At 43.0% G+C, this 21,758-nt stretch carries 16 protein-coding genes; 13 read left to right on the top strand and 3 right to left on the bottom strand.

From position 1 onward, the window contains the following. Positions 1 to 116: 116 nt before the first annotated feature. Together amaB and KW060_RS14330 are read right to left on the bottom strand one after the other, a co-directional pair. Positions 117 to 1,622 carry an L-piperidine-6-carboxylate dehydrogenase gene (amaB, locus tag KW060_RS14335; protein ID WP_420833199.1) on the bottom strand — a complete coding sequence of 502 codons (1,506 nt, stop codon included), beginning with the start codon at positions 1,620 to 1,622 and terminating at the stop codon, positions 117 to 119. A 264-nt stretch (positions 1,623 to 1,886) separates the two neighbouring features. Then, the gene (locus tag KW060_RS14330) at positions 1,887 to 2,321 is read right to left on the bottom strand and encodes an Lrp/AsnC family transcriptional regulator (protein WP_249036114.1); all 435 of its coding nucleotides are present in this window, start codon (positions 2,319 to 2,321) and stop codon (positions 1,887 to 1,889) included. 179 nt (positions 2,322 to 2,500) lie between these two features. Between KW060_RS14330 and KW060_RS14325 the strand changes: the two genes are divergently transcribed. The 12 genes from KW060_RS14325 (at position 2,501) to KW060_RS14270 (ending at position 16,908) form a co-directional block, all read left to right on the top strand. Beyond that, positions 2,501 to 3,649, top strand: a complete 1,149-nt coding sequence (locus KW060_RS14325; protein WP_249036113.1) for a P1 family peptidase — start codon at positions 2,501 to 2,503, stop codon at positions 3,647 to 3,649. 40 nt (positions 3,650 to 3,689) lie between these two features. Then, positions 3,690 to 6,497, top strand: coding sequence for a helicase-related protein (locus tag KW060_RS14320; protein WP_249036112.1), 2,808 nt, complete (start codon positions 3,690 to 3,692; stop codon positions 6,495 to 6,497). Then, positions 6,497 to 6,883: an RNA-binding S4 domain-containing protein gene (locus KW060_RS14315; protein WP_249036111.1), complete on the top strand. Its 387-nt coding sequence runs from the start codon at positions 6,497 to 6,499 to the stop codon at positions 6,881 to 6,883. The genes KW060_RS14320 and KW060_RS14315 overlap by 1 nt, the downstream gene beginning before the upstream one ends. Positions 6,884 to 6,914: 31 nt before the next feature. After that, positions 6,915 to 7,427: a retropepsin-like aspartic protease family protein gene (locus tag KW060_RS14310; RefSeq protein WP_249036110.1), complete on the top strand. Its 513-nt coding sequence runs from the start codon at positions 6,915 to 6,917 to the stop codon at positions 7,425 to 7,427. A 61-nt stretch (positions 7,428 to 7,488) separates the two neighbouring features. Next, on the top strand, positions 7,489 to 8,103 hold the full coding sequence (locus KW060_RS14305) for a TetR/AcrR family transcriptional regulator (RefSeq protein WP_249036109.1): 615 nt from the start codon (positions 7,489 to 7,491) through the stop codon (positions 8,101 to 8,103). A 14-nt stretch (positions 8,104 to 8,117) separates the two neighbouring features. Next, positions 8,118 to 8,588 (top strand): tellurite resistance TerB family protein, encoded by a 471-nt coding sequence (locus KW060_RS14300; RefSeq protein WP_249036108.1) that lies wholly within the window; start codon positions 8,118 to 8,120, stop codon positions 8,586 to 8,588. 90 nt (positions 8,589 to 8,678) lie between these two features. Beyond that, a complete protein-coding gene (gene fdxA / locus KW060_RS14295) occupies positions 8,679 to 9,017 on the top strand; it encodes a ferredoxin FdxA (RefSeq protein ID WP_249036107.1) in 339 nt (112 codons plus the stop codon). 364 nt (positions 9,018 to 9,381) lie between these two features. Next, positions 9,382 to 9,894, top strand: a complete 513-nt coding sequence (locus KW060_RS14290) for a CarD family transcriptional regulator (RefSeq protein ID WP_249036106.1) — start codon at positions 9,382 to 9,384, stop codon at positions 9,892 to 9,894. Between the two features lie 121 nt (positions 9,895 to 10,015). Then, complete coding sequence (locus tag KW060_RS14285) at positions 10,016 to 10,846, top strand: hypothetical protein (protein WP_249036105.1); 831 nt, start codon at positions 10,016 to 10,018, stop codon at positions 10,844 to 10,846. Positions 10,847 to 11,022: 176 nt separating this feature from the next. Beyond that, positions 11,023 to 12,546 carry an efflux transporter outer membrane subunit gene (locus tag KW060_RS14280; RefSeq protein ID WP_249036104.1) on the top strand — a complete coding sequence of 508 codons (1,524 nt, stop codon included), beginning with the start codon at positions 11,023 to 11,025 and terminating at the stop codon, positions 12,544 to 12,546. After that, on the top strand, positions 12,543 to 13,739 hold the full coding sequence (locus tag KW060_RS14275) for an efflux RND transporter periplasmic adaptor subunit (protein ID WP_249036103.1): 1,197 nt from the start codon (positions 12,543 to 12,545) through the stop codon (positions 13,737 to 13,739). The genes KW060_RS14280 and KW060_RS14275 overlap by 4 nt, the downstream gene beginning before the upstream one ends. Next, positions 13,732 to 16,908 (top strand): efflux RND transporter permease subunit, encoded by a 3,177-nt coding sequence (locus KW060_RS14270; RefSeq protein WP_249036102.1) that lies wholly within the window; start codon positions 13,732 to 13,734, stop codon positions 16,906 to 16,908. The genes KW060_RS14275 and KW060_RS14270 overlap by 8 nt, the downstream gene beginning before the upstream one ends. 31 nt (positions 16,909 to 16,939) lie before the next feature. On the opposite strand, the gene KW060_RS14265 is transcribed toward KW060_RS14270, so the two are convergent. Next, a complete protein-coding gene (locus tag KW060_RS14265; RefSeq protein WP_249036101.1) occupies positions 16,940 to 18,166 on the bottom strand; it encodes an MFS transporter in 1,227 nt (408 codons plus the stop codon). Between the two features lie 140 nt (positions 18,167 to 18,306). Between KW060_RS14265 and KW060_RS14260 the strand changes: the two genes are divergently transcribed. Continuing rightward, complete coding sequence (locus KW060_RS14260; RefSeq protein WP_249036094.1) at positions 18,307 to 21,741, top strand: acyl-[ACP]--phospholipid O-acyltransferase; 3,435 nt, start codon at positions 18,307 to 18,309, stop codon at positions 21,739 to 21,741. The last annotated feature ends 17 nt before the right edge of the window (positions 21,742 to 21,758 follow it).

The following is a 21,758-nucleotide window of genomic DNA, read 5'->3' as shown; positions in this document are numbered from 1 at the left end:
TTATCATTCTTAATATCAATTAAGTCATAGACGATTCTGATTAGATTTGAAAACAAAAAATAAGCCCGCCAGAGTTATTACTGACGGGCTTAACTTTTTAGATATGATAATCTGTCTTATTCAGCGTCGAACTTGATGCCTTGTGCAAGCGGAAGTTCTGTTGAATAGTTTGTTGTGCTTGTCATGCGGCGCATGTAACCACGCCATGCATCAGAACCACTCTCACGGCCGCCACCAGTTTCTTTTTCACCACCGAAAGCACCGCCGATTTCAGCACCACTTGTACCGATGTTAACGTTTGCGATACCACAGTCAGAACCAAACTCAGAAGTGAACATTTCAGCTTCAAGCATGTTTTTAGTGAAGATCGCAGAAGATAGACCTTGTGGTACGTCGTTTTGACGGTGAATTGCTTCTTCAAGATCAGTGTATTTGAATGCATATAGAATTGGTGCAAATGTTTCTGTTTTAACGTTTGCATCTTTGCCGTCCATTTCAACAAGCGCAGGGTTTACGTAGTAACCACCTGGGTATTCGTCAGCAAGTGCACGACCACCACCAGTGATAACGCCGCCATTTTCTTTGGCAACTTTAAGCGCGTTTTCCATGTTGTTGAAGCTGTCTTCGTCAATTAGTGGACCCATAAGTGTTGCTTCATCAAGTGGGTTACCGATTGATACGCCAGCAAATGCTTTCTTAATACGTGGAATAATTTCATCATATACATCTTCATGGATGAATAGACGACGTGTTGTTGTACAGCGCTGACCACATGTACCAACTGAACCGAACACGATACCTTGGTAAGCAAGATCAAGATCTGCTTCTTTAGAAACGATGATCGCGTTGTTACCGCCAAGCTCAAGAATTGATTTACCGAAACGTGAAGCAACTTTTTCACCAACGATTTTACCCATTGCAGAACTACCAGTTGCAGAGATAAGCGGAACGCGCTCGTCAGCAACAAGTACTTCACCGATGTCACGCTCACCAGTAAGGATCAGTGAAAGATCAGCCGGTGCATCATCACCAAATTCCGCACATGCTTGTTCAAATAGTTTTTGACATGCAAGAGCCGTTACAGGTGTTTTTTCTGATGGCTTCCAAATAACTGAGTTACCACATACAAGCGCAAGAGCAGCATTCCATGACCATACAGCCACTGGGAAGTTAAATGCGCTGATGATACCAACTGGGCCTAGTGGCTGCCAGATTTCACGCATTTTGTGAAGTGGGCGTTCTGAAACGATAGTAAGACCGTGTAGCATACGGCTTTGGCCAACTGCGAAATCACAGATGTCGATCATTTCTTGTACTTCACCAAGACCTTCTTGGTAAATTTTACCACACTCAAGTGTTACAAGTGAACCAAGTGCTTCTTTCTTCTCACGAAGGATATTACCAAGGATACGAACAAGTTCACCACGACGAGGGGCTGGAACTTTACGCCATGCTTTGAAAGCTTCAACAGAACGTGCGATTTTATCATCTGCTTCTGCTGCTGTGTCCATCGTTACGTTCGCAATTTCAGCACCATCGATTGGTGTTTGTACTGCAAGGTTACCACCTTCAACTTCAGCAGCGCTGAGGCCAAGTGCGTCATAAATTTCTTGTTTATTCATCATGGTAATGTCCATTCCTAATATTGATTGTGTATTTACTAATCTTTTATCAAAGTTATGAATTCAGCGATATTTAAATTTTTGTGAAATTATGACTAATGTTCAATATTGAGTGAATATTATCAAAATTTACTGTCAAAAATCTGCGAATCCCCTTCAAAAACCCATTTCTTTGTATAACAGTGAACGATAAAATACTAATATTGAACAAATGTCAATATAAATTGAACAAATTGTAAGAAAAAACGTCAATTAGTATCTAATTTAAGGCATTCTGTTGAACTTTGAGGATAAAATGATGTGGCTTTCGGTGTTTATCACCCCATCTAGCATGGCAATTTTGGTTAAAACCACGTCTAATTGCTGATTGTTGTCTGTTCTTACGTGAATCATCAGATCAATTGACCCGGCCACTGTCGATAGGCAGTCAACCTCAGGCATATTATAGAGTGCATCTTCAATTTGCGCAGATTTCTTAGGGTCACGGGTGATTGTTACATAGCAACGCGCATCATTGGTAAGGGCTTCTGTTTTTAATTTTACAGTATAGCCATCAATGATTTTGTCTTCCAGGCGCGTGAGCATCATATGGATAGTGGATCTGGCCATGCCAAGCTTACGTCCAAGCTCCGCGGCGCTCATTCTGCTGTTGATTTTCAGCAAATCCAGTAATTTTCTTTCGCTATCCTGTAATTCCATAATTTATCACCTTTTCAATATATATGAACAATGTACATAAAAATAATACATTTGTATATAAATAAATGGACATTTTTTATGTCATTTATACATTTTGAGCGAAAAATAGATCCTTTAATTACATCTTCACAATTTTTATCAATACCGTATAGTCTTGCTGAATGATAAGGAGCCCGTTTATGAAATTAAAAATTATCCCTCTACTGATTCTTGGTCTTACTTTACCTTTAAATGCCAATGCGGAACAAGTGCGCGCCCGTGACATTGGTATTAAGCCGGGAATATTGGCGACTGGCAAAAATAATGCGATTACCGATGTCGATGGCGTATTAGTCGGTCATGTGACCTTGAATAAGGGCGATAGTATCAGAACGGGTGCCACAGCGATCCTTCCACACGGGGGTAATATTTATCAAAAGAAGGTGCCCGCCGCTGCGGTTATCGGTAACGGTTTTGGTAAGATGATGGGATATACGCAAATTCATGAGCTTGGTGAAATTGAAACGCCAATTGTTCTGACCAATACATTAAATGTGCCACGCGCAGCTGATGCCATTTTAGATTGGACTCTAAATCAGGACGGAAACGAAAGGGTCAGATCGGTAAATACAATCGTTGGGGAAACCAATGATGCCGGACTTAATGATATTCGTGGTCGTCACCTGACACCGGAAATTATTATTAAAGCGATCGAGGATGCAAAATCAGGTCCTGTTGAAGAGGGGGATGTCGGCGCCGGAAAAGGGACAGTTGCATTTGGTTGGAAAGGTGGCATTGGAACGTCATCAAGAAAATTACCTGAAGCACTTGGCGGGTATACGGTTGGTGTGCTTGTGCAAAGTAATTATGGCGGTGTGCTGACCATGGACGGAGTTCCGGTCGGGGAAGAATTAAATCAATATTACCTGCAGGATTATGTGGATAGCGATACGGCCGATGGTTCTATCATGATGATCGTGGCTACAGATGCGCCACTTGGCGACCGTAATCTGGAACGCCTTGGTGACCGTGCGATGACGGGGCTTGCAAGAACAGGGTCAGCAATGACAAATGGCAGTGGTGATTATGTGATTGCCTTTTCAACGGCAGAAAGCGTGCGCCGCACGCCGGAACGCCGTAATGAAAATGCAGAACTTGTTGAAATTCCGAATAATAATATGTCGCCGCTTTTCCAAGCAGTGGCCGAGGCCACAGAAGAAGCCATTTATAATTCAATGCTTATGGCCCGTACTGTCACGACAAAAGATGTCAGAACAGGCAATACGCGTACTATTCATGAACTACCCGTTGATAAAGTTCGTGAGATTTTAAAGAAATACGGCAGATAATAATCTTGGGTTTTTCGGGCGGATGTGTTAATCCGCGCACATGAAAAATATTTCAAACAGTGCAGCAGAAACCAAAAGTCATGTGAAAGCGGTATTGGGTCCCACCAATACCGGCAAAACCCACTTGGCTGTTGAACGGATGCTCGGTCATAACACGGGTATGATCGGTTTGCCGTTACGCCTGCTCGCGCGGGAAATATATGACCGTGTGGTGAAAAGTCAGGGTCATACCCATGTGGCCCTGATCACGGGTGAAGAAAAGATCGTTCCCAAGAATGCCAGATATTTTATCTGTACAGTAGAAAGTATGCCCGTTGAAAGAAGCGTGGATTTCCTCGCTATTGACGAAGTGCAGCTTGCGGCTGATTTTGACCGGGGCCATGTTTTTACAGACAGACTTTTAAGATCACGCGGCAAACATGAAACCATGTTCCTTGGATCAGAAATCATTAGGCCCCTTATTCAAAGGTTAATTCCGGATGTGGAATTTATAAGCCGCCCACGCTTTTCAGAATTGATTTATGTTGAACCCAAGAAATTAAGCCGCCTGCCTAGGCGCAGTGCTCTGATTACGTTCAGCACCAATAATGTCTATGCTTATGCGGAAATGCTGCGTCGTTCCAAAGGTGGCGTTGCTGTTGTGATGGGGGCACTTAGTCCCAGAACCAGAAATGCGCAAGTCGATCTTTATCAAAATGGTGATGTGGACCATGTGGTAGCAACCGATGCCATTGGTATGGGGTTAAATCTGGATATTGATCATGTCAGTTTTGCGGATACATCAAAATTTGATGGTCGTACCATGCGAGACCTTACCCCACCCGAAGTGGCGCAAATTGCGGGGCGTGCGGGCCGTTATATGAATAACGGAACATTCGGGTGCATGACAGAGGGGGCGGATTATCAACGCGGGTTTGATCCTGAAATGGTTTATGCGGTTGAAAATCATCAGTTCGCACCGCTGACGGTTCTTCAATGGCGCAATGCATACATCGATTTTACCCGTCCTGATACGGTGATTCGTTCGCTTGCTGAGGTTCCGGGAAGATCTGGCCTCACAAGAACTATGGAAAAATTGGACCTGGATACTTTTAAAAAATTATCCGCAAGATCAGATATCAAAGATATGCTTGGTGGTCCAGCGGCGGTAAAAATGCTCTGGGAAGTGTGTCAAATCCCTGATTTTAGGCAGGTTTCTGACGATGAGCATGCGAAAATATGCGCAAGCATTTTTAAGCAGATTTCTGCGGATCATGGCAGGATTAGAGAAGACTGGTTCGCGGAACAAATAAAACCATTTAGAAAAATACTTGGTGATATCGATGCCCTGTCCGCACGCATTGCATATGTGCGCACTTTGACATATATATCTAACCGAAGCGGGTGGTGCGAAAATCAAAAATATTGGCAGTCTGAGACAAGAACAGTTGAAGATAAGCTATCAGATGCGCTACATGAACGTTTAACAAAGCGTTTCGTCAGCAGACGGACGTCAGTATTAATGCGGGAATTACGCCAAAAAGGAAAGTTAATGGCAAATATTGAAACGGATGGCAGTGTTTACGTTGAAGATCATTTCATCGGCACGATTGAGGGCTTCCAATTCAAAGAAGACGAAGGGGCATTCGGCGAGGACAGCAATATCCTTAGAAACGCCGCTGATAAAGTTCTTAAAGAAGAAATTAAAAATCGTGCTGACGAATTTAATCAGGCCGAAGACGGCGAGATCAGTTTGATTTTTGGTGACCCGCTAACGCGCAGTACAATTAACTGGCGCGGTATTCCTGTTGGTCGTGTGGTAAAAGGTGCATCCATTTTAACACCAAAAGCCATCGTTCAACCAACACCCGTATTGCAGGGTGATGCCCTGAATATCGTGCAGGCAAAACTGGACCGCTGGCTTGAAGCGCATATAGGTGAAACACTGGCGCCACTCTTTTCATTACAAGAAGCCGCAAATGGTGCAAAAGATGAAGAGGGTAACGACCGCATTTCCGGAATGGCCCGCGGCATCGCGTTCCAGATGGTAGAAAAGCTGGGTACAATTCCACGTAGATTGATTGCCAAAGATTTTAAAGAAGTCGATAGCACAGGCCGTTTCCAAATTAAGAAGCTTGGTGTTTGGCTTGGTGCAACCAGTCTTTATATCCCGGCATTACTAAAGCCCGCACCAGCACAATTAAGATTGCTTCTTTGGGCGCTCTTTAGCGATCAGGAAAGATTGCCGGATATTCCACCAGCGGGTCTTTGTACCATTAAGGTTGACCAAAAAGCATCGCGCGTCTTTTACGAAGTATCCGGTTACCGCGTTGTTGGTGAAAATGCAGTGCGTCTTGATATGCTTGAACGTCTTGCCAATGCAGCACGTGAAGTATCCATGAAGGGACCGTTTCCAATGGACCCTGATTTGATGAGCCTAGTGGGTACAAGTGGCGAAGATTTCATAGAGATTATGAAATATCTAGGTTATGTGACCAAAGAATATGATGCAGCTGAAGCCGCTGAAATTCTTTCAAAACGTGAAGATGCTGAAAAGCCAGAAGAGAAAACTAACGAAAAACCAACCGAAGAAGTGAAGCCGGAAGAAAAGACCGAAGAGCCAAAAGCGGAAGAATCTGCGGAGCCGGAAAAAGTCATAATCTTTACTCATAAGCCGGAAGGTGCCAGAAGAAAGCCAAAACACTCGGCTAAGAAAAAACCATTTAAGGGTAAAAAGCCAGGCGGCAAAAAAGGCCCACAAAAATTCACGGCTAAAGCACTGGCAAGTAAAAAGCCGGCCGCTATTGACCCTGATAGCCCGTTTGCTGCACTTGCGGGTCTTAAGGATCAGATGAAGGGCAAAAAATAATGTCAGGTGAAAAAGCCACGCAGCGTATTGATGTGTGGCTTTGGCATGCCAGATTTTATAAAACCAGATCACTTGCCACCAAAATGGTGCGTGGCGGCAAAGTCCGACTTAATGGAAATGTTACCAAAAAATCCAGTGCGGTCGTTACCATTGGCGATGTGTTGACATTTACCCGTGCTGACCAGATTTTGATTGCAAAGGTGCTTGGCATTGGGACAAGGCGTGGCCCCGCACCAGAGGCGCAATTGTTATATGAAGACCTTACCCCAGCCCGCGAAGAGAAAAAAGCCGAGGTCAAAGACGTTCTTCATATACGTGAAAAAGGATTGGGCCGTCCGACAAAAGCAGACCGCAGAGCCATTGACCGATTAATGAACAGAGATTAAAGTTCATTTAATCACAAACATAGGGCGATAAATGAAGACGTTTATTCAATCATTTATATTTCTTTTGGGAATTTATTTTCTTTACCAGTATTATGGTGAAGAATTACTGACGCAAATTTCAAACAGGCCTAATACAGCGTCAAATACCCAACAACAGCCAAACCTTGGCGTTGCCCATTCATTGAGGTTCCCAAGAAGCAATGATGGTCATTATTGGATCAATATGAATGTTGATAATACTGAAATAAATTTCATTGTTGATACCGGTGCAACACAATTAACCTTAAGCCATCAGGATGCGGAAAGGCTTAATCTGTATCTTAATGAAAATGATTATACAATCCCGGTTAGAACAGCCGCCGGTATGACAACGGTCGCCGAAATTACCATTGACCGTATTTCTGTTGGCGTCATCGAACTTTATGATGTAAAAGCCTTTGTGGCCAGAGAAGGGATGTTGGCCGTATCACTTTTAGGGATGAATTTCTTAAATCGGCTTAACCGGTTTGAATTTGCAAATGACACATTGATACTAGAACAATAATATATTGACAGTGTAAACATTATTCCTAAAATGTTTTATATAGGGATTAGTATAGGTAAAAATGAATACAAAAAAATCAACATATCATCATGGCAATCTTAGAGAGGTATTGATTTCCTCTGCGCTTGAAATTCTGAAAGAGGGGACATTACAGGATTTAAGTTTAAGGGCGCTAGCCAGAAAAGCGGGTGTTTCACAAACAGCACCCTATCGTCATTTCGAAGATAAAGAAGCGCTCATCGTTGTGCTGATAAGTGAGGGTTCAGCCCTTTTACAGGAACATATGGTTAAAGCATGTCAGGGTACTGATGACCCGGTAGAGCAACTTATCAATATGGGTGTCGCTTATTATGATTTCTCACAGGATTATTCCGCGCATTTCAGACTGATGTTCGGTGGCAGTCTGGAAGACAAAGAAAAACATGCTCATCTTTTCGAACAAGAAAAGAAAGGCTACGATGTTTTGGAACAGGTAATTTCAAACTGTATGAAATTACCGCATTCACCGGAATTATCCCCAAGATTAATCAGGTTAACCAGTTGGTCATTGGTTCATGGGCTTGCCAGTCTTATTCTTAATGATGTGATGAATGACGACGTTCCGAAAGGCGACAACAAAAGAGAAGTTGTCAGCGAAGTGATATCCTTTTATACAAGATCAATGTTTGAAAAATAAAAGGATAAAACAGGGTGTCTATTTTTAATAAGCTCGGCAGCTTTTTTGCTGCGGATGGTTCTGGCCAAGATCAAGTTAAAACCCAAACAATTGATGCAGAAAAGCTGGCCGCCGCAGCACTTATGGTTGAGGTCGCCACGCAAGACGGTGAGTTCGATGATAAAGAGCGAAACGTTATCGAGAGTATTTTAACGGGTAAACTAAAACTATCATCTGAAGATGCGAAAGAATTGTTGCATCTGGCGGAAGACAAGCAAAGCCAATCAATCCAAATTTTATCCTTTACTAAAGAAATAAAGAATCATTTTGATGATGAGGGCCGAGCCCATATCATGGAAATGTTGTGGGGTGTGGTTTTTGCTGACGGTGAAGAAGATGTATACGAAAGTAACCTGATGCGCCGTATCGCAGGCCTATTATATATATCGGACAAGCAAAGTGGTGAAATCCGTAAAAAAGTCAAGCAAGAAAATAATATTTTATAAAATATATAATTACATTTGACGTCTTTAAGAAAAGTGCTATATGCAGTTTGTATAAAGAAACTAACGACTGATGATTATTAGGAGAGCTCGATGACATACGTCGTAACAGAAGCGTGTATTAACTGTAAATATACAGACTGTGTGGAAGTCTGTCCGGTGGATTGTTTTTACGAAGGTGAAAACATGTTGATCATTAACCCAAGCGAATGTATCGATTGTGGTGTATGTGAACCTGAATGTCCTGCGGAAGCCATTCTTCCGGATACTGAAGACGGTATGGAAAGATGGGTTGAGCTCGCTGAAAAATATGCAGATGACTGGCCAAATATCACTGAACAGAAAGATGCGATGGATGGTGCGGACGATGTTGTATCTGAAGCAGATAAATTCAGCAAATATTTCAGTGAAAATCCTGGCGAAGGTTCCTAAGCTTTAGGATCTAGAAGATTAGTTATACCCCTTATCTTATGTGTAATTGAAATATTACATGTGAGATAAGGGGTATATTTTTTGTTAATTTTATGTTACAATATATCCATAGAACGCGATTGTTTAACAGGGAACAAACATAACATACTGATTCTGCACCGATTCTGAAATATAGAAGTGATTCTTGCGAATGGCAAAACATTAGGCCAGAGCAGGTTTTTTGCGTAATTTTTTAAAATTATGCATTTCTCGGTATGTGTCCTTTAAATACTTAAGCGGTTTATTTTTAAATTTGAAATTTAGCGTCCGGCGGAAGCTTTTTTATGCTTTGAATGCGCTTGAGACAGTAACGGAGAGTTTTTTAATGGCTAAATCAGAAAAGTTAGAATTTTCTATTGATCAGAACATCGTTTACCCAAAGCACGGTGTGGGCAATATCATTGATATTCAGGTACAAGAAATTTCAGGTATGTCAATTGAGCTATATGTTATTCGTTTTGAAAGAGAAAGAATGACACTGAGAGTGCCGACTAATAAAGCAGTGGCTGCTGGTATGCGTGCCATTTCTGATAAAGATACAATGGAAAAAGCCTTTGAAACATTAAAAGGCAAAGCCAAAATCAAACGCACAATGTGGAGCCGCCGTGCACAGGAATATGAATCAAAAATCAATTCCGGCAGCGTGATTTTCCTTGCGGAAGTAGTTCGTGACCTTTATCGCAGTGGCGATCAATCAGAACAATCATATTCAGAACGTCAAATCTTTGAAGCAGCGATTAGTCGCCTTGCCCGCGAAGTTGCGGCTGTTGAAGACATCTGTGAAAAAGATGCCATGACAAAACTTGAAACAGTTCTTTCGCCTGAAATTGCTGCTTAAGTTAAGCTCAAAAATAAATTAAGAAAAAAGCCTGCATTATGCAGGCTTTTTTTGTTTCACTTATTGTATAAAATTGTTACTTTCCAAGCTTATCGTTTTTCTTTCAGGGTATATTTAATTTATGAGCACGTCAGACGTCACATGCTTGGATAATAATAGGTATGGTATCCTTCATGGTGCCAAACGAATCTGGGCCATCGGTGCTATTCACGGGCAACTTGAACCACTTGAAAAGGTTCATAAAACACTTATTTCCAAGTTTCGTCGTGGCGATAAGCTCGTATACCTTGGAAATTATTTTGGTCTATCGGATCAGAATAAAGAAACCTATGACGAAATTTTATTTGCCCGCCGCAAAATCATGTCGCTTCCTGAAGTCTTTATGCCAGAAGATTTCATTTATCTTCGCGGTGCTCGTGAAGAAATGTTTTTTAAGCTACTTCAGCTTCATTATGCGCCAAATCCAGTTGAAGTGATGGATTGGCTTCTTAGTCACGGTATTGAATATTCGCTAAAAGCATATGGTGAAGATGAAACAGCCGCGAGATCCATCGTTAGACAGGGAACCGTTGCGCTGACCAAATGGACAAATGGCATCAGACGTAAAATTCAAGGCTGTCCCGGTCATGTGGAATTAACCAATTCACTTAAGCGTGCCTGTATGACGGATGATGGCAGGTTGTTATTTGTCCATGCAAGCATTGATCCAAGTCGCCCGCTTGCAATGCAAAAGGATCAATTCTGGTGGGATAATGGGCAATTTGACGGATTAACGGCAAGATTTTCAGATTTTGCCAAAGTCATTCGTGGTTACGATCATGCCAATGGTGGCGTTAAGCTTGATGGGGAATTCACCGCCACTATTGATGCGGGCTGTGGCCGTGGTGGTGAACTGGTTGCTATTTGTTTTTCGGTGGATGGCGAAAAACTCGATGAAATCCGAAGTGAATAGTGTTTTTTTGAGTTAAAATCACAAAAATTTGAGATAAGTGACATTATTTGCACTGGTGCTTTATATTGGTTCGCGCTATTTTGTGTTCAGGAAGATATTTCAATAAAAATCAAGTATTCGGAAGCAATAAAAAACAAAACAGCTTACCGGGTCGAGAAATAAAAGAGTATTTATTTATGAATACGTCTAACTTGTGGACTATGTCGGCGATGTCGCTGATGTTAGCGTCCTGTGCATCTCTTCCTGATCTGGACAGTGAAATGTCCGGCCAGATTGATATTTCAAAAGAATGGCAAACAGCAAACAGCGGTTCATTTTCCGTTGAAGATGGCTGGTTGGATCAGATGAACAACCCTGACTTAAGCCAGTTTGTGGCTGAGGTGTTAGAAAAAAACCCAAATTATAACGAAGTTGCTTTAAGAATGCAGGCAGCTGGTTATAACGCAGACGCTGCCTTTGGCCGTATGTTGCCGCGCATTGGTGCATCCGGTAATGTGACAAAATCAAAAAACCAGTTTTCCAATTTTAATCAACAAATTAATCAGGGACAGCAGCCGGGTACTGTTCAGCAACCCATTTCCAATACAAATACCAACTATAACATTGGTCTTGATGCCAGTTGGGAAGTTGACGTATGGGGAAGGCTTTCTGCAAATACCGCCGTCGCAAGGTCCAATTATGAAGTCGCGGAATATGATTATTATGGCGCAAGGCTTTCACTAGCGTCACAAGTGGCCCAAGGATGGTTTGATGTTATTGAGGCAAAACAGCAGTGGGATCTGGCAATCAGCACAGTGGAAAACTACGAACGAGCCACAAAAATCATCAGAAACCGTTTTGAACGCGGTCTATCAAGCGGACTGGATTTAAGACTTTCTGTGACCAATCTTGAAGCATCCAAAGCAACCGAACAGCAACGAATGACATTATATTACACTGCCCTTCGTCAGCTCGAGTTATTCGCAGGGAAATATCCTGCGGCGGCGATGGATGTAGCTGGCCAAATTCCAGATATCATGGATGATGTTCCGGTTGGTGTGCCCCTTGAAATCATTGAGCGCAGACCAGATTTGAGGTCGGCACGGGCAAGATTATATGCGGCAGCATATCGTGCGGAGGCATCTGAAAAAGCAATGCTACCGACCATTTCAATTACGGCACGTGGTAATAACACGACAGAAGAGTTCGGCGAGCTATTAAAATTTGATAATGTTTTCTGGAATTTAATTGGCGGCATTACCCAACCTATTTTCCAAGGCGGTCAATTAAGATATGCGGCAAAAGCAGAACAATTAAACTTTGAAGCACAAAAGCAAAATTATGCAACAACATTGCTGCGCGCTTTTAAAGAAGTTGAAGATGCACTTGATAATGATCGTTCGCTTGCAGCGCGTGTGGCATTTACTGAAAGCGCTGCACTGAATGCGATTGCTGCTGAACGTGTCGCGCTTGAGCAATATTCACAAGGGCTTATTCCCATTGCAACACTATTGCAATCACAGCGTCAAAGCCTGACGCAACAAAGCCAGCTTTTAAGCATCAAAAAACAACGCATTAATAATCGCATTTCACTATATCTTGCGCTTGGTGGTGATTTTACGACCTCGACAGCACCATTAATAGAAGAAAATGCTAATATAATTCAAAATAACGAGCAAAGTGTACAAATTTCCGCAGAAGTCCAGGAGTATCAGTCATGAGTATAATAAAAAGAATTCTTCCGGGACTATTGGTTCTTGGTATTGGTGTTGGTGTGGCATTTACGATTGTTAGTTTTGGGCCAGAACCGGAAAGTCAGGAATCAGAAGTATTGGCGCGTACAATCCGTTCAGTAGAGGCAAAAACATCTGATGTTAAGCTTTTTGTTGAAAGTCAGGGGACTGTTGCAGCTAGACAGGTGATTAATCTTATTCCGCAAGTGGCGGGTGAGATTACATATGTATCACCAAAGTTCGTAGCGGGGGGCCGTTTTAAAAAAGGCGAACTGATTTTAAAAATTGACCCACGCGATTACGAGCTCGCTGTTATCACTGCGGAATCGAGCATTGCGGAACGCAAACAACGCGTAATGCAAGAAGAGGCAGAAGGCGCCCTTGCCAAAGCAGAATGGGAAGAATTGGGTCAAGGTGAAGCCAGTGACCTGACATTAAGAATTCCACAGCGTGAAGGGGCAATAGCAGCCTTAAGATCCGCCGAAGCAAGTTTAAGCAGAGCGAAACTTGATCTTGAAAGAACAGAAATTCGTGCGCCATATGATGGGCTGTTAACGGCGAAAAGTGTGGACCTTGGGCAATTTTTAAATCGTGGAAATACGATCGGTACTTATCATTCAACAGAACTGCTTGAAGTAAGACTTCCGCTTACCAACCGTGATATCGCGCAATTTGATCTTGCAGGGTTACAATCCGGTGAAAAACAATATGATGTGCGTCTTAAAGGGCAATTTGCCAATAAGGAAAATATCTGGAATGGTCGTGTGGTCAGAACAGAAGGCACCATTGATGTAAACAGCCGTATTCTTTATGTGGTTGCAGAATTAAAAGGCGATGAACTTTTCTCACCTGATGATGGTGCGCCAATTACAATAGGCCAGTTTGTTAGCGCGGAAATTGAGGGGCGCTCGGTTGAAAATATTGTGCGTCTTCCGCGTGAAAGCTTACGTCAGGGCAATCAGGTTCTAATCGTTGATAGTGAAAATAAGTTACGCACCCGCATGGTAGAGGTTCTGGAAACCAATTCTGACTATGTCATTATCGCTTCAGGCATCGAAGATGGTGATATTGTGAACCTATCGCAATTAGGGATTAGCGTAGACGGCACACTTGTGGAAACAGTTCCTCAAGACCCCCTTCCAGAAATGGCGCAAGCCGTAAAGGAGAGCCAGAATGACTAACATAATTGGTTGGTTCGTAAAGAACCCTGTGGCCGCCAATTTGATCATGCTGGTTATTTTTGGTCTTGGTACGATTGGTTATATTAACGTCGGTAAAACGGCTTTCCCATCTGCTGCGATGGATGTGATTAGCGTCAGTGTGCCTTATCTTGGTGCCGGCCCCAAAGAGGTGGAAGACCGTATTGTTATCCGCCTAGAGGAGGCAGTATTTGATATTCGTGGCATCAAAAGATTAACGGGCCGCGCCAGTGAAGGCGTGGGATCGATTACGATTGAAATTCAAGAAGGCGAAGATGTAGAAAGCATCCTTAATCAGGTTAAAGCCCGTGTGGACGCGATTAATACATTCCCAAGTCTTTCCGAGCGGCCAATCGTTTCACGTAATTTCGTGCAGATGGATATTATGAACCTTGCCATTTATGGCGATGCTTCGGAATATGAACTTAAGGAGCTAGGCAGATCAGTACGTGACCGCCTTGCTGCGGTGCCCGGTGCTGCGAAAACGGTTTTAAATGGTCAACGACAGTATGAGGTATCTATTGAGGTTTCTGAACTTCAGCTTCAGAAATTTAATCTGACTTTTGATCAGGTTTCAAATGCTATTTCCAGTTCATCAACCAATCTGCCAGCGGGTAAAGTAGATAGTATCGCAGGGCAAATTCAGATTGTGACCCGCGGTCAGGCTTATGTGAAACAGGATTTCGAAGAAATTGTTGTGCTTCAAAATGCCGACGGCACGCGTGTGTTGCTTAAGGATGTGGCCAATGTGGTTGATGGTTTTACCGATGATCATATTTTACTGCGCATGAATGGTAAGCCGGGTCTGTTTATCTTTATCAGATCAGAAGGTACTCCAGACGTGGTGAAATTAAGCGCGGAAATCAATCGCGTCCTTGATGAAGAGATTAGACCATCACTTCCAGACGGCATTGAAATCACCAATTGGTTTGATACATCGGAAATTTTTGAAAGTCGCCTTGATATGTTGATGTGGAATGCGGTGACAGGCCTTATTCTCGTATTCTTTGGCCTGATGATTTTCTTATCCCCTGCACTTGCTGGATGGGTAACGGCGGGTATTGCTATTTCATTCCTTGGATGTTTTGCGCTTCTTCCTTACACGGGCGTGTCTTTAAGCATGATCAGCTTGTTTGCTTTCTTGTTGATACTTGGGATTGTGGTTGATGACGCGATTATCATCGGTGAAAGTGTGCATCTTGAAAATCAGAAAGGCAACCCTGGCGATCAAGGCGCCATTGATGGCGCGGCCAAGGTCGCAAGACCGGTAATCTTTTCGGCGATAACCACCATGATCTTTTTCTCGCCAATGTTATTCATTGAAGGGGTAATCGGTCAGTTCGTTTTGGGTATTCCGGTGGTTGTAATTTTGTGTCTGACATTTTCAATTTTGGAATCTCTCTTTATTCTACCGGCGCATTTACGTCACTTGAGTGATAAAAAGACAAATGATTTTGCGCGACTGTTTTTACTGTTTATACCAAACTTTGTTATAAACGGAGTTTCAAATGCGACAAAAGCGGCGCAAGGAAAAGCAAAAGCATTTCTGACCCATGTGATTAAACGTCATTACCGTCCGTTTCTTGATAAAGCCCTTCATCATAAAGGACTGTCGTTACTTGTAATCTTATCAATGAGCATGATCATTACGTCAATTCATGGCGCAGGTTGGATCAAGATGGTCTTTAATCCCGAAGTATCAATGAATTTCATTCAGGCTCAGGTCCGTTTCCCGGCCGGTGCACCATATGATATTGTTGATGAAGCGGCCTTTATTCTCGAAGAAAAGGCACGTGAAATTCAGGCAGAAGTAGAAGCAGATTACCCGGAAACAGAACTGTTTAAAGATTTGCTTGTGATGTCCGATGGTAGCGGATCGATGGCATTTGCATTCCTTGTTTTTCAAAACATCGAAGAAGTTAATTTTGATGTTGAAAAATATGCAGGCCGTTGGCGTGATAATATGCCGGTGATACCGGACGCCCGCGAAATATCATTTGATTTTTCTACAGCCGGTGGTTCGGGTGAATCGATCAATATCATGCTGAAATCACCAAACAGTGTTGCGCTTGATCAAATGGCACAGGAATTAAAGCAAGTTTATTCCGAATATGCTGGTCTTTACAGCATAACGGATTCCGCCGATACCGCGCGAACAGAAGCGGTTCTATCGATTATGCCGTCCGCTGAAAATATGGGCTTAACGTTAACCGATCTTGCGATGCAAGTGCGTCAGGCATTTTACGGGCAAGAAGTTCAACGTGTTGCACGCGGTAAAGATACCGTAAAAGTGATGGTGCGATTACCACAAGAGGATCGCCGCTCGTTTGATACGCTTGATGATATGCGAATTCGCACAAGAGCGGGTGGTGAGGTTCCATTTGAATCGGTTGCGGATGTTGATTATCAGCGTGCATATACATCCATTCAACGCACGGACCGTCAACGTACGGTTACAGTTAAGGCGAATGTGAATAAGGAAGTGGCCAATACGTCTGAAATTGTGTCTGATATCCGTGAAAAATACATTGATCAGTGGAAAGCAAAATATCCTGATGTTGAGGTCAGCTTCGAAGGTGAACAGAAAAACCAGCAGGAATTTGCCACTTCGCTGGCCAGTGGTTTTGGGCTTGCGCTAATCGCAATTTATATCTTGCTAGCGGTTGCGTTTAATTCATACAGCCAGCCGTTCATTATCCTTACGGCGCTTCCATTTGCTTATATGGGTGCGGTGCTTGGGCATTTATTCATGGGAATGAATTTTAGCCTTTATTCCATCATGGGCATTGTTGCGGCAGCTGGCGTGGTTGTGAATGATAATTTGGTGCTACTGGATTATATCAACCGCTTACGCCATAACGGCGAAAAAGCATTGCGTGCTGTTGAAATTGCAGCGGAAGAAAGGTTCCGTCCGATCTTCCTGACCAGTTTTACAACGTTTATTGGTCTTGCGCCAATGATGGCGGAAACAAGCGTTCAAGCACAGTTCCTGATCCCGACGGTGGTATCGCTGGCGTTCGGTGTTTTATTCTCGACCATTGCGACATTGTTCCTTGTGCCGATTGTTTATCTGTATTTCAATGATTTCAGAAAAAATATCCTTGGCGCGTTCAAAGGAAAATCGCCGGATCAAATCAGACCGGCAGAATGATTATGAGACGGGCCCTCGGGGGCCCGTTTTTTTATGAAGCATCATATTTATATTTAGGAAGCAATAAGAATAACCCAACCGTGATAATCAAAATAATTGCACTTAGTATTAAGACATTTACGTATGATCCAAATTCATCGAATGATGCACCGAACGATACCGGACCGATTGATGTTCCCACCAAAAATGCTGAAAACATGAGACCGTATACCATTCCAAATGACGAAAGCCCAAAATATCTGGTGGTTAGGTAAGCAAGCAAATCAAATTCTGTTCCGATGCTTAACCCGATTAAAAGCGCCGCGATATAGGCGGGCATATTTGTTACCCCCATCGCCAGCATGGCAACACCAATGGTGGACAGCAAAATGGATACAATGGCAACTTTCGGCGCGAAATATTTATCAAGAAAATAACCAATACCGGCCCTTGAAACCAATATAGCGATGCCAAGCATTGCGGCAACGGCGGCGGCATCACTGCCTTCCATGCCGCGGTCAATTAACATCGGAACCAGATTGGATAAAATGCCGTATAGGCAGAATGATAAAAGCGCAAAGATCAGGTATAAAATCCAGAATGATTTTTCACGGATAACTTCGTTAAAGGAAATAGCATCATTTACGGCGGCTGTTGTATTGCTTGCCTCAGCTTCATTGTCGGGAAGGTGCCCCACTTCCTGAGGGGTGTTTTTTAAAAATAATGCAGATATTGGTAAGGCAATGAAAAGTACAATCGCCGCCAATGTATAATACCCGTGCCGCCAGCTATAATTATCTATGATATATTGCAGCATTGGCGGTACATATGTGTATCCGGCACCACCACCCGCCATGGCAATCCCAAGGGCAAGACCGCGACGCTTATTAAACCATTCCCCGATAATACGCATATAGGGTAATGCATTGGCCCCCGCAGCCAAAATGCCAATGAGCGCAAAAATGATATAAAGCTGCCAAAGTGCATTCACGAAAAAAGCTATTGAGGCTAGTAACAACCCAAAAGCAAGCAAGGATGGCAGTAACACTTCTTTTGATCCAAACCGGTCCGCGATTTTCCCGATAAATGGTGATGTTAATGCAAGGGCCACTGTGAAATAAGTCGACGCAAGCGCCACATCGGCCCGGTCCGCAGAAAATTCAAGAGTAAGAGGGATCATAAAAAGACCAAGTGCACCAAAGGCGAATTGACCAGGACTAGTTGACAATCCGACACTGGATGCGATGGTAATCCACCATCCATAAAATATTTTTGGCATGCTTGAATTTCCCTATATCTTGTATTTTAATTTATTGTTTTTAAATAAGTATCATGGTCCACTTTTAGCGACAAGTGAATATATACTTGCCAAAATCTGGGTCTTTAGACATGATTGATGCATAAATATAGCGGGGTACCATGCAGGAAAATCTAATCCATCTTTTTAAAACGAAACGTTTTTTACCACTTTTTATCACACAATTCCTTGGCGCATTTAACGATAATGTTTTTAAAAACGCGCTTGTTGTTTTGATCACCTACGATGTGGGAATCCGTGCCGGTTGGGATCCAGCTTTGTTGGTATTGGTCGCGGCGGGAATTTTTATTTTACCGTTTTTCCTTTTTTCCGCGATGGCAGGACAATATGCAGACAAGCTTGAAAGATCGGCACTGGTTAGGAAAATCAAACTCGTAGAAATTATACTGATGGCACTTGGTGGCTTTGGGTTTTTCATCAGTAATCTTTATCTGCTTATGTTCGTGCTGTTCATGATGGGTACCCAGTCCACATTCTTTGGTCCTATTAAATATGGCATTTTGCCGGATCATTTACGCGAAGAAGAATTGATCGGCGGTAATGGTTTGATTGGAATGGCGACATTTCTTGCAATTTTGCTTGGCACCATCGCCGGTGGATTACTCATAATGACGGATTTCGGCGTCGGTATTGTGACTGTATTGGTTCTTGCGGTGTCCGTATCCGGATACCTGTCAGCACAGAAAATACCTGTTTCATATGGTGGGTCACCGGATCTTAAAATCAATTATAATTTTATGGCTGAAACCATAAATATTATCGGCAAGGCCCGCGCAAAACGTCCTGTATTTTTGTCGATAATGGGTATTTCGTGGTTCTGGTTTTATGGTGCAACATATCTTGCGCAATTTCCAACTTTCGCCAGTGAGGTTCTTGCATCCGATGAACAGGTAGTGACATTATTGCTTTGCACATTTTCCATTGGTATCGGCCTTGGTTCTATGATTTGTAACCGCCTTGTAAAGGGAATGGTGACGGCGCGTTTTGTACCGCTTGCGGCACTTATGATGACCGTATTCAGTGTGGATTTATATTTTGCAAGTGGCAATGTGGTGACACCCACTTTTGCGGCGGCGGGTGAATTAAGCGGGGTAGTTGATTTCTTATCTGAAAGTGCCAATTGGCGCGTGGTTGGCGATTTGTTTGGTATCGCCATATCAGGCGGTATTTATATCGTGCCACTTTATACCATTATGCAAACGGGCGCGGGGGACGCGGAACGTTCACGCATCATTGCTGCTAACAATATTTTAAATTCACTCTTTATGGTGGGTTCGGCTGTTGGTGCAATGGTTCTTATCATGATGAATTTCACGTTACCGGAAATTTTCCTCGTAATTGCGATATTAAATGCGTTTGTTGCCCTTTATATCTGTCAGTTGTTACCACAGGATTTAATCCAGTCTATCATCAGAACACTGCTTAAAACATTTTACCGCGTGGAAATTACGGGATTAGAAAATTACCGTAAGGCGGGCGATAAAGCGGTGGTGATTGCCAATCATACATCATATCTTGATGCGTTACTATTAGGCGCATTTTTACCCGATCAACTTACCTATGCCATCAATACACATGTTGCTGAAAAATGGTGGGTAAGACCTGCATTTACATTTTTCAATTTATTGCCGGTTGATCCAACAAATCCAATGTCGACCAAAACAATGATTAAGGCCGTGCAGTCAGGTAAGCGACTTGTCATTTTCCCGGAAGGAAGGCTTACCCAGACGGGGGCACTTATGAAAGTATATGAAGGGCCGGGAACAATATCATATCTATCGGATGCGCCAATGTTGCCGATCAGGATCGATGGTGCGGATCGTTCCCCCTTTTCAAGGTTAAAAGGCTTAATCAAGCGCCGGATGTTCCCGAAAATTAAATTGAATATTCAGGAACCGGTTAAATTTGATGTGCCGGAAGGCTTAAGTGCCCGTGCGCGGAGAAATTGGATCGGACGTGAATTATATGACGTGATGTCGAATGTGATCTTTAAAACCAGTAATGTTGACCGGCCACTATTCCATGCGCTTATTGATGCGAAGAAAGTCCATGGTGGCGGTAATATTGTACTTGAAGACGTGGAACGTGCACCGATCAATTATAATAAAACCATATTGGGTGCATTTGTGTTGGGCAGGAAAATTGCTACATTGACCGAGCGTGGTGAAAAGGTTGGTTTGATGCTTCCTAACACGGTTGGGGCTGTTGTTACATTCTTTGCTTGTCTTGCATATGGACGTGTTCCGGCGATGCTTAACTTTTCAACCGGTACAGGGAATATGATTTCTGCCTGTAAAACGGCGGAAATTAAAACCATTTTGACGGCCAAGCGTTTTGTTGATCTTGGCGGGTTAGAAGAAACGGTTGAGGCACTCGAAGAATATGCAGATATTGTTTATTTGGAAAATGTAAAAGAAGAAATCGGTATTGGTGATAAATTGTTTGGGTTGGTTGCGAAATTCTTACCAAACACATTCCACAATATCGTTGCCGGAAATCCGAAAGCGGATGATGAAGCGGTTGTATTATTTACATCCGGTTCCGAAGGCACACCAAAAGGGGTGGTTTTAAGCCATAAAAATATCCAGTCAAACAGATATCAACTTAGCGCCCGTGTTGATTTTACACCAAGCGATAATGTCTTTAACGCATTGCCGATATTCCATTCATTTGGTCTTACGGGTGGATTATTGCTGCCGATCCTGTCGGGATTAAAGATATTCTTATATCCGTCGCCCCTTCATTACAGAATTGTTCCAGAACTGGTTTACGACAGCAACGCGACCATCATGTTTGGCACGGATACATTCTTAAGCGGATATGCCAGATTTGCGCATCCTTATGATTTTTATTCCATGAGATACGTATTCGCGGGGGCTGAGAAATTAAAGCCGGAAACACGTACCCTTTGGGCAGACAGATTTGGTGTCCGCATACTTGAAGGATATGGTGCCACTGAAACATCACCTGTTCTTTCAACCAATACGGCCATGCAGGTAAAAAGCGGCACCGTTGGCCGTTTGATGCCGGGCATTGAATATAAACTTGAAGATGTTCCGGGCATTGATAAAGGTGGCAAGTTGGTTGTGAAAGGCCCGAATGTGATGAAAGGTTATTTGCGCGCTGAAAATCCGGGCGTTCTCGAAGAACCGGATGGGGGATGGTATGATACCGGTGATATCGTTGAAATTGACGATGAAGGGTATATCACCATCGCAGGACGCGCGAAGAGGTTCGCCAAAATCGCCGGTGAAATGGTATCACTTACTGCCGTAGAAGGCATCGTTAGTACCCTATGGCCGGAAGATTCCCATGCGGTCGTATCGCTTCCCGATCCGAAGAAGGGTGAACAGCTTGTACTTCTCACCACAAATAAAGAAGCGGATAAAAATTCTGTGCGTGACGGTGTAAAAGCCGCGGGACATTCAGAATTGATGGCGCCGAAAACCATTTTAACGGTAGATGAGGTTCCTGTACTTGGTACCGGTAAAACAGATTATGTAACTGCACAGAAACTGGCCGAGGAAAAAATATAAGCTTTTTTATGTTAAAC

This window comes from Pseudemcibacter aquimaris (genome assembly GCF_028869115.1).
GTDB lineage: Bacteria > Pseudomonadota > Alphaproteobacteria > Sphingomonadales > Emcibacteraceae > Pseudemcibacter > Pseudemcibacter aquimaris.
Note: the sequence above shows the minus strand (reverse complement) of the source record. Positions and strands in the feature narration are given on the sequence as shown.

Bases quoted from the DNA above. Each gene is read 5' to 3' on its own strand.
- KW060_RS14320 (WP_249036112.1), top strand. From the start codon at position 3,690: ATGAAAAATATTTCAAACAGTGCAGCAGAAACCAAAAGTCATGTGAAA.
- KW060_RS14325 (WP_249036113.1), top strand. From the start codon at position 2,501: ATGAAATTAAAAATTATCCCTCTACTGATTCTTGGTCTTACTTTACCT.
- KW060_RS14315 (WP_249036111.1), top strand. From the start codon at position 6,497: ATGTCAGGTGAAAAAGCCACGCAGCGTATTGATGTGTGGCTTTGGCAT.
- KW060_RS14310 (WP_249036110.1), top strand. From the start codon at position 6,915: ATGAAGACGTTTATTCAATCATTTATATTTCTTTTGGGAATTTATTTT.
- KW060_RS14275 (WP_249036103.1), top strand. From the start codon at position 12,543: ATGAGTATAATAAAAAGAATTCTTCCGGGACTATTGGTTCTTGGTATT.
- KW060_RS14305 (WP_249036109.1), top strand. From the start codon at position 7,489: ATGAATACAAAAAAATCAACATATCATCATGGCAATCTTAGAGAGGTA.
- KW060_RS14330 (WP_249036114.1), bottom strand. From the start codon at position 2,321: ATGGAATTACAGGATAGCGAAAGAAAATTACTGGATTTGCTGAAAATC.
- KW060_RS14270 (WP_249036102.1), top strand. From the start codon at position 13,732: ATGACTAACATAATTGGTTGGTTCGTAAAGAACCCTGTGGCCGCCAAT.
- KW060_RS14260 (WP_249036094.1), top strand. From the start codon at position 18,307: ATGCAGGAAAATCTAATCCATCTTTTTAAAACGAAACGTTTTTTACCA.
- KW060_RS14285 (WP_249036105.1), top strand. From the start codon at position 10,016: ATGAGCACGTCAGACGTCACATGCTTGGATAATAATAGGTATGGTATC.
- fdxA (WP_249036107.1), top strand. From the start codon at position 8,679: ATGACATACGTCGTAACAGAAGCGTGTATTAACTGTAAATATACAGAC.
- KW060_RS14280 (WP_249036104.1), top strand. From the start codon at position 11,023: ATGAATACGTCTAACTTGTGGACTATGTCGGCGATGTCGCTGATGTTA.
- KW060_RS14290 (WP_249036106.1), top strand. From the start codon at position 9,382: ATGGCTAAATCAGAAAAGTTAGAATTTTCTATTGATCAGAACATCGTT.
- amaB (WP_420833199.1), bottom strand. From the start codon at position 1,622: ATGAATAAACAAGAAATTTATGACGCACTTGGCCTCAGCGCTGCTGAA.
- KW060_RS14265 (WP_249036101.1), bottom strand. From the start codon at position 18,166: ATGCCAAAAATATTTTATGGATGGTGGATTACCATCGCATCCAGTGTC.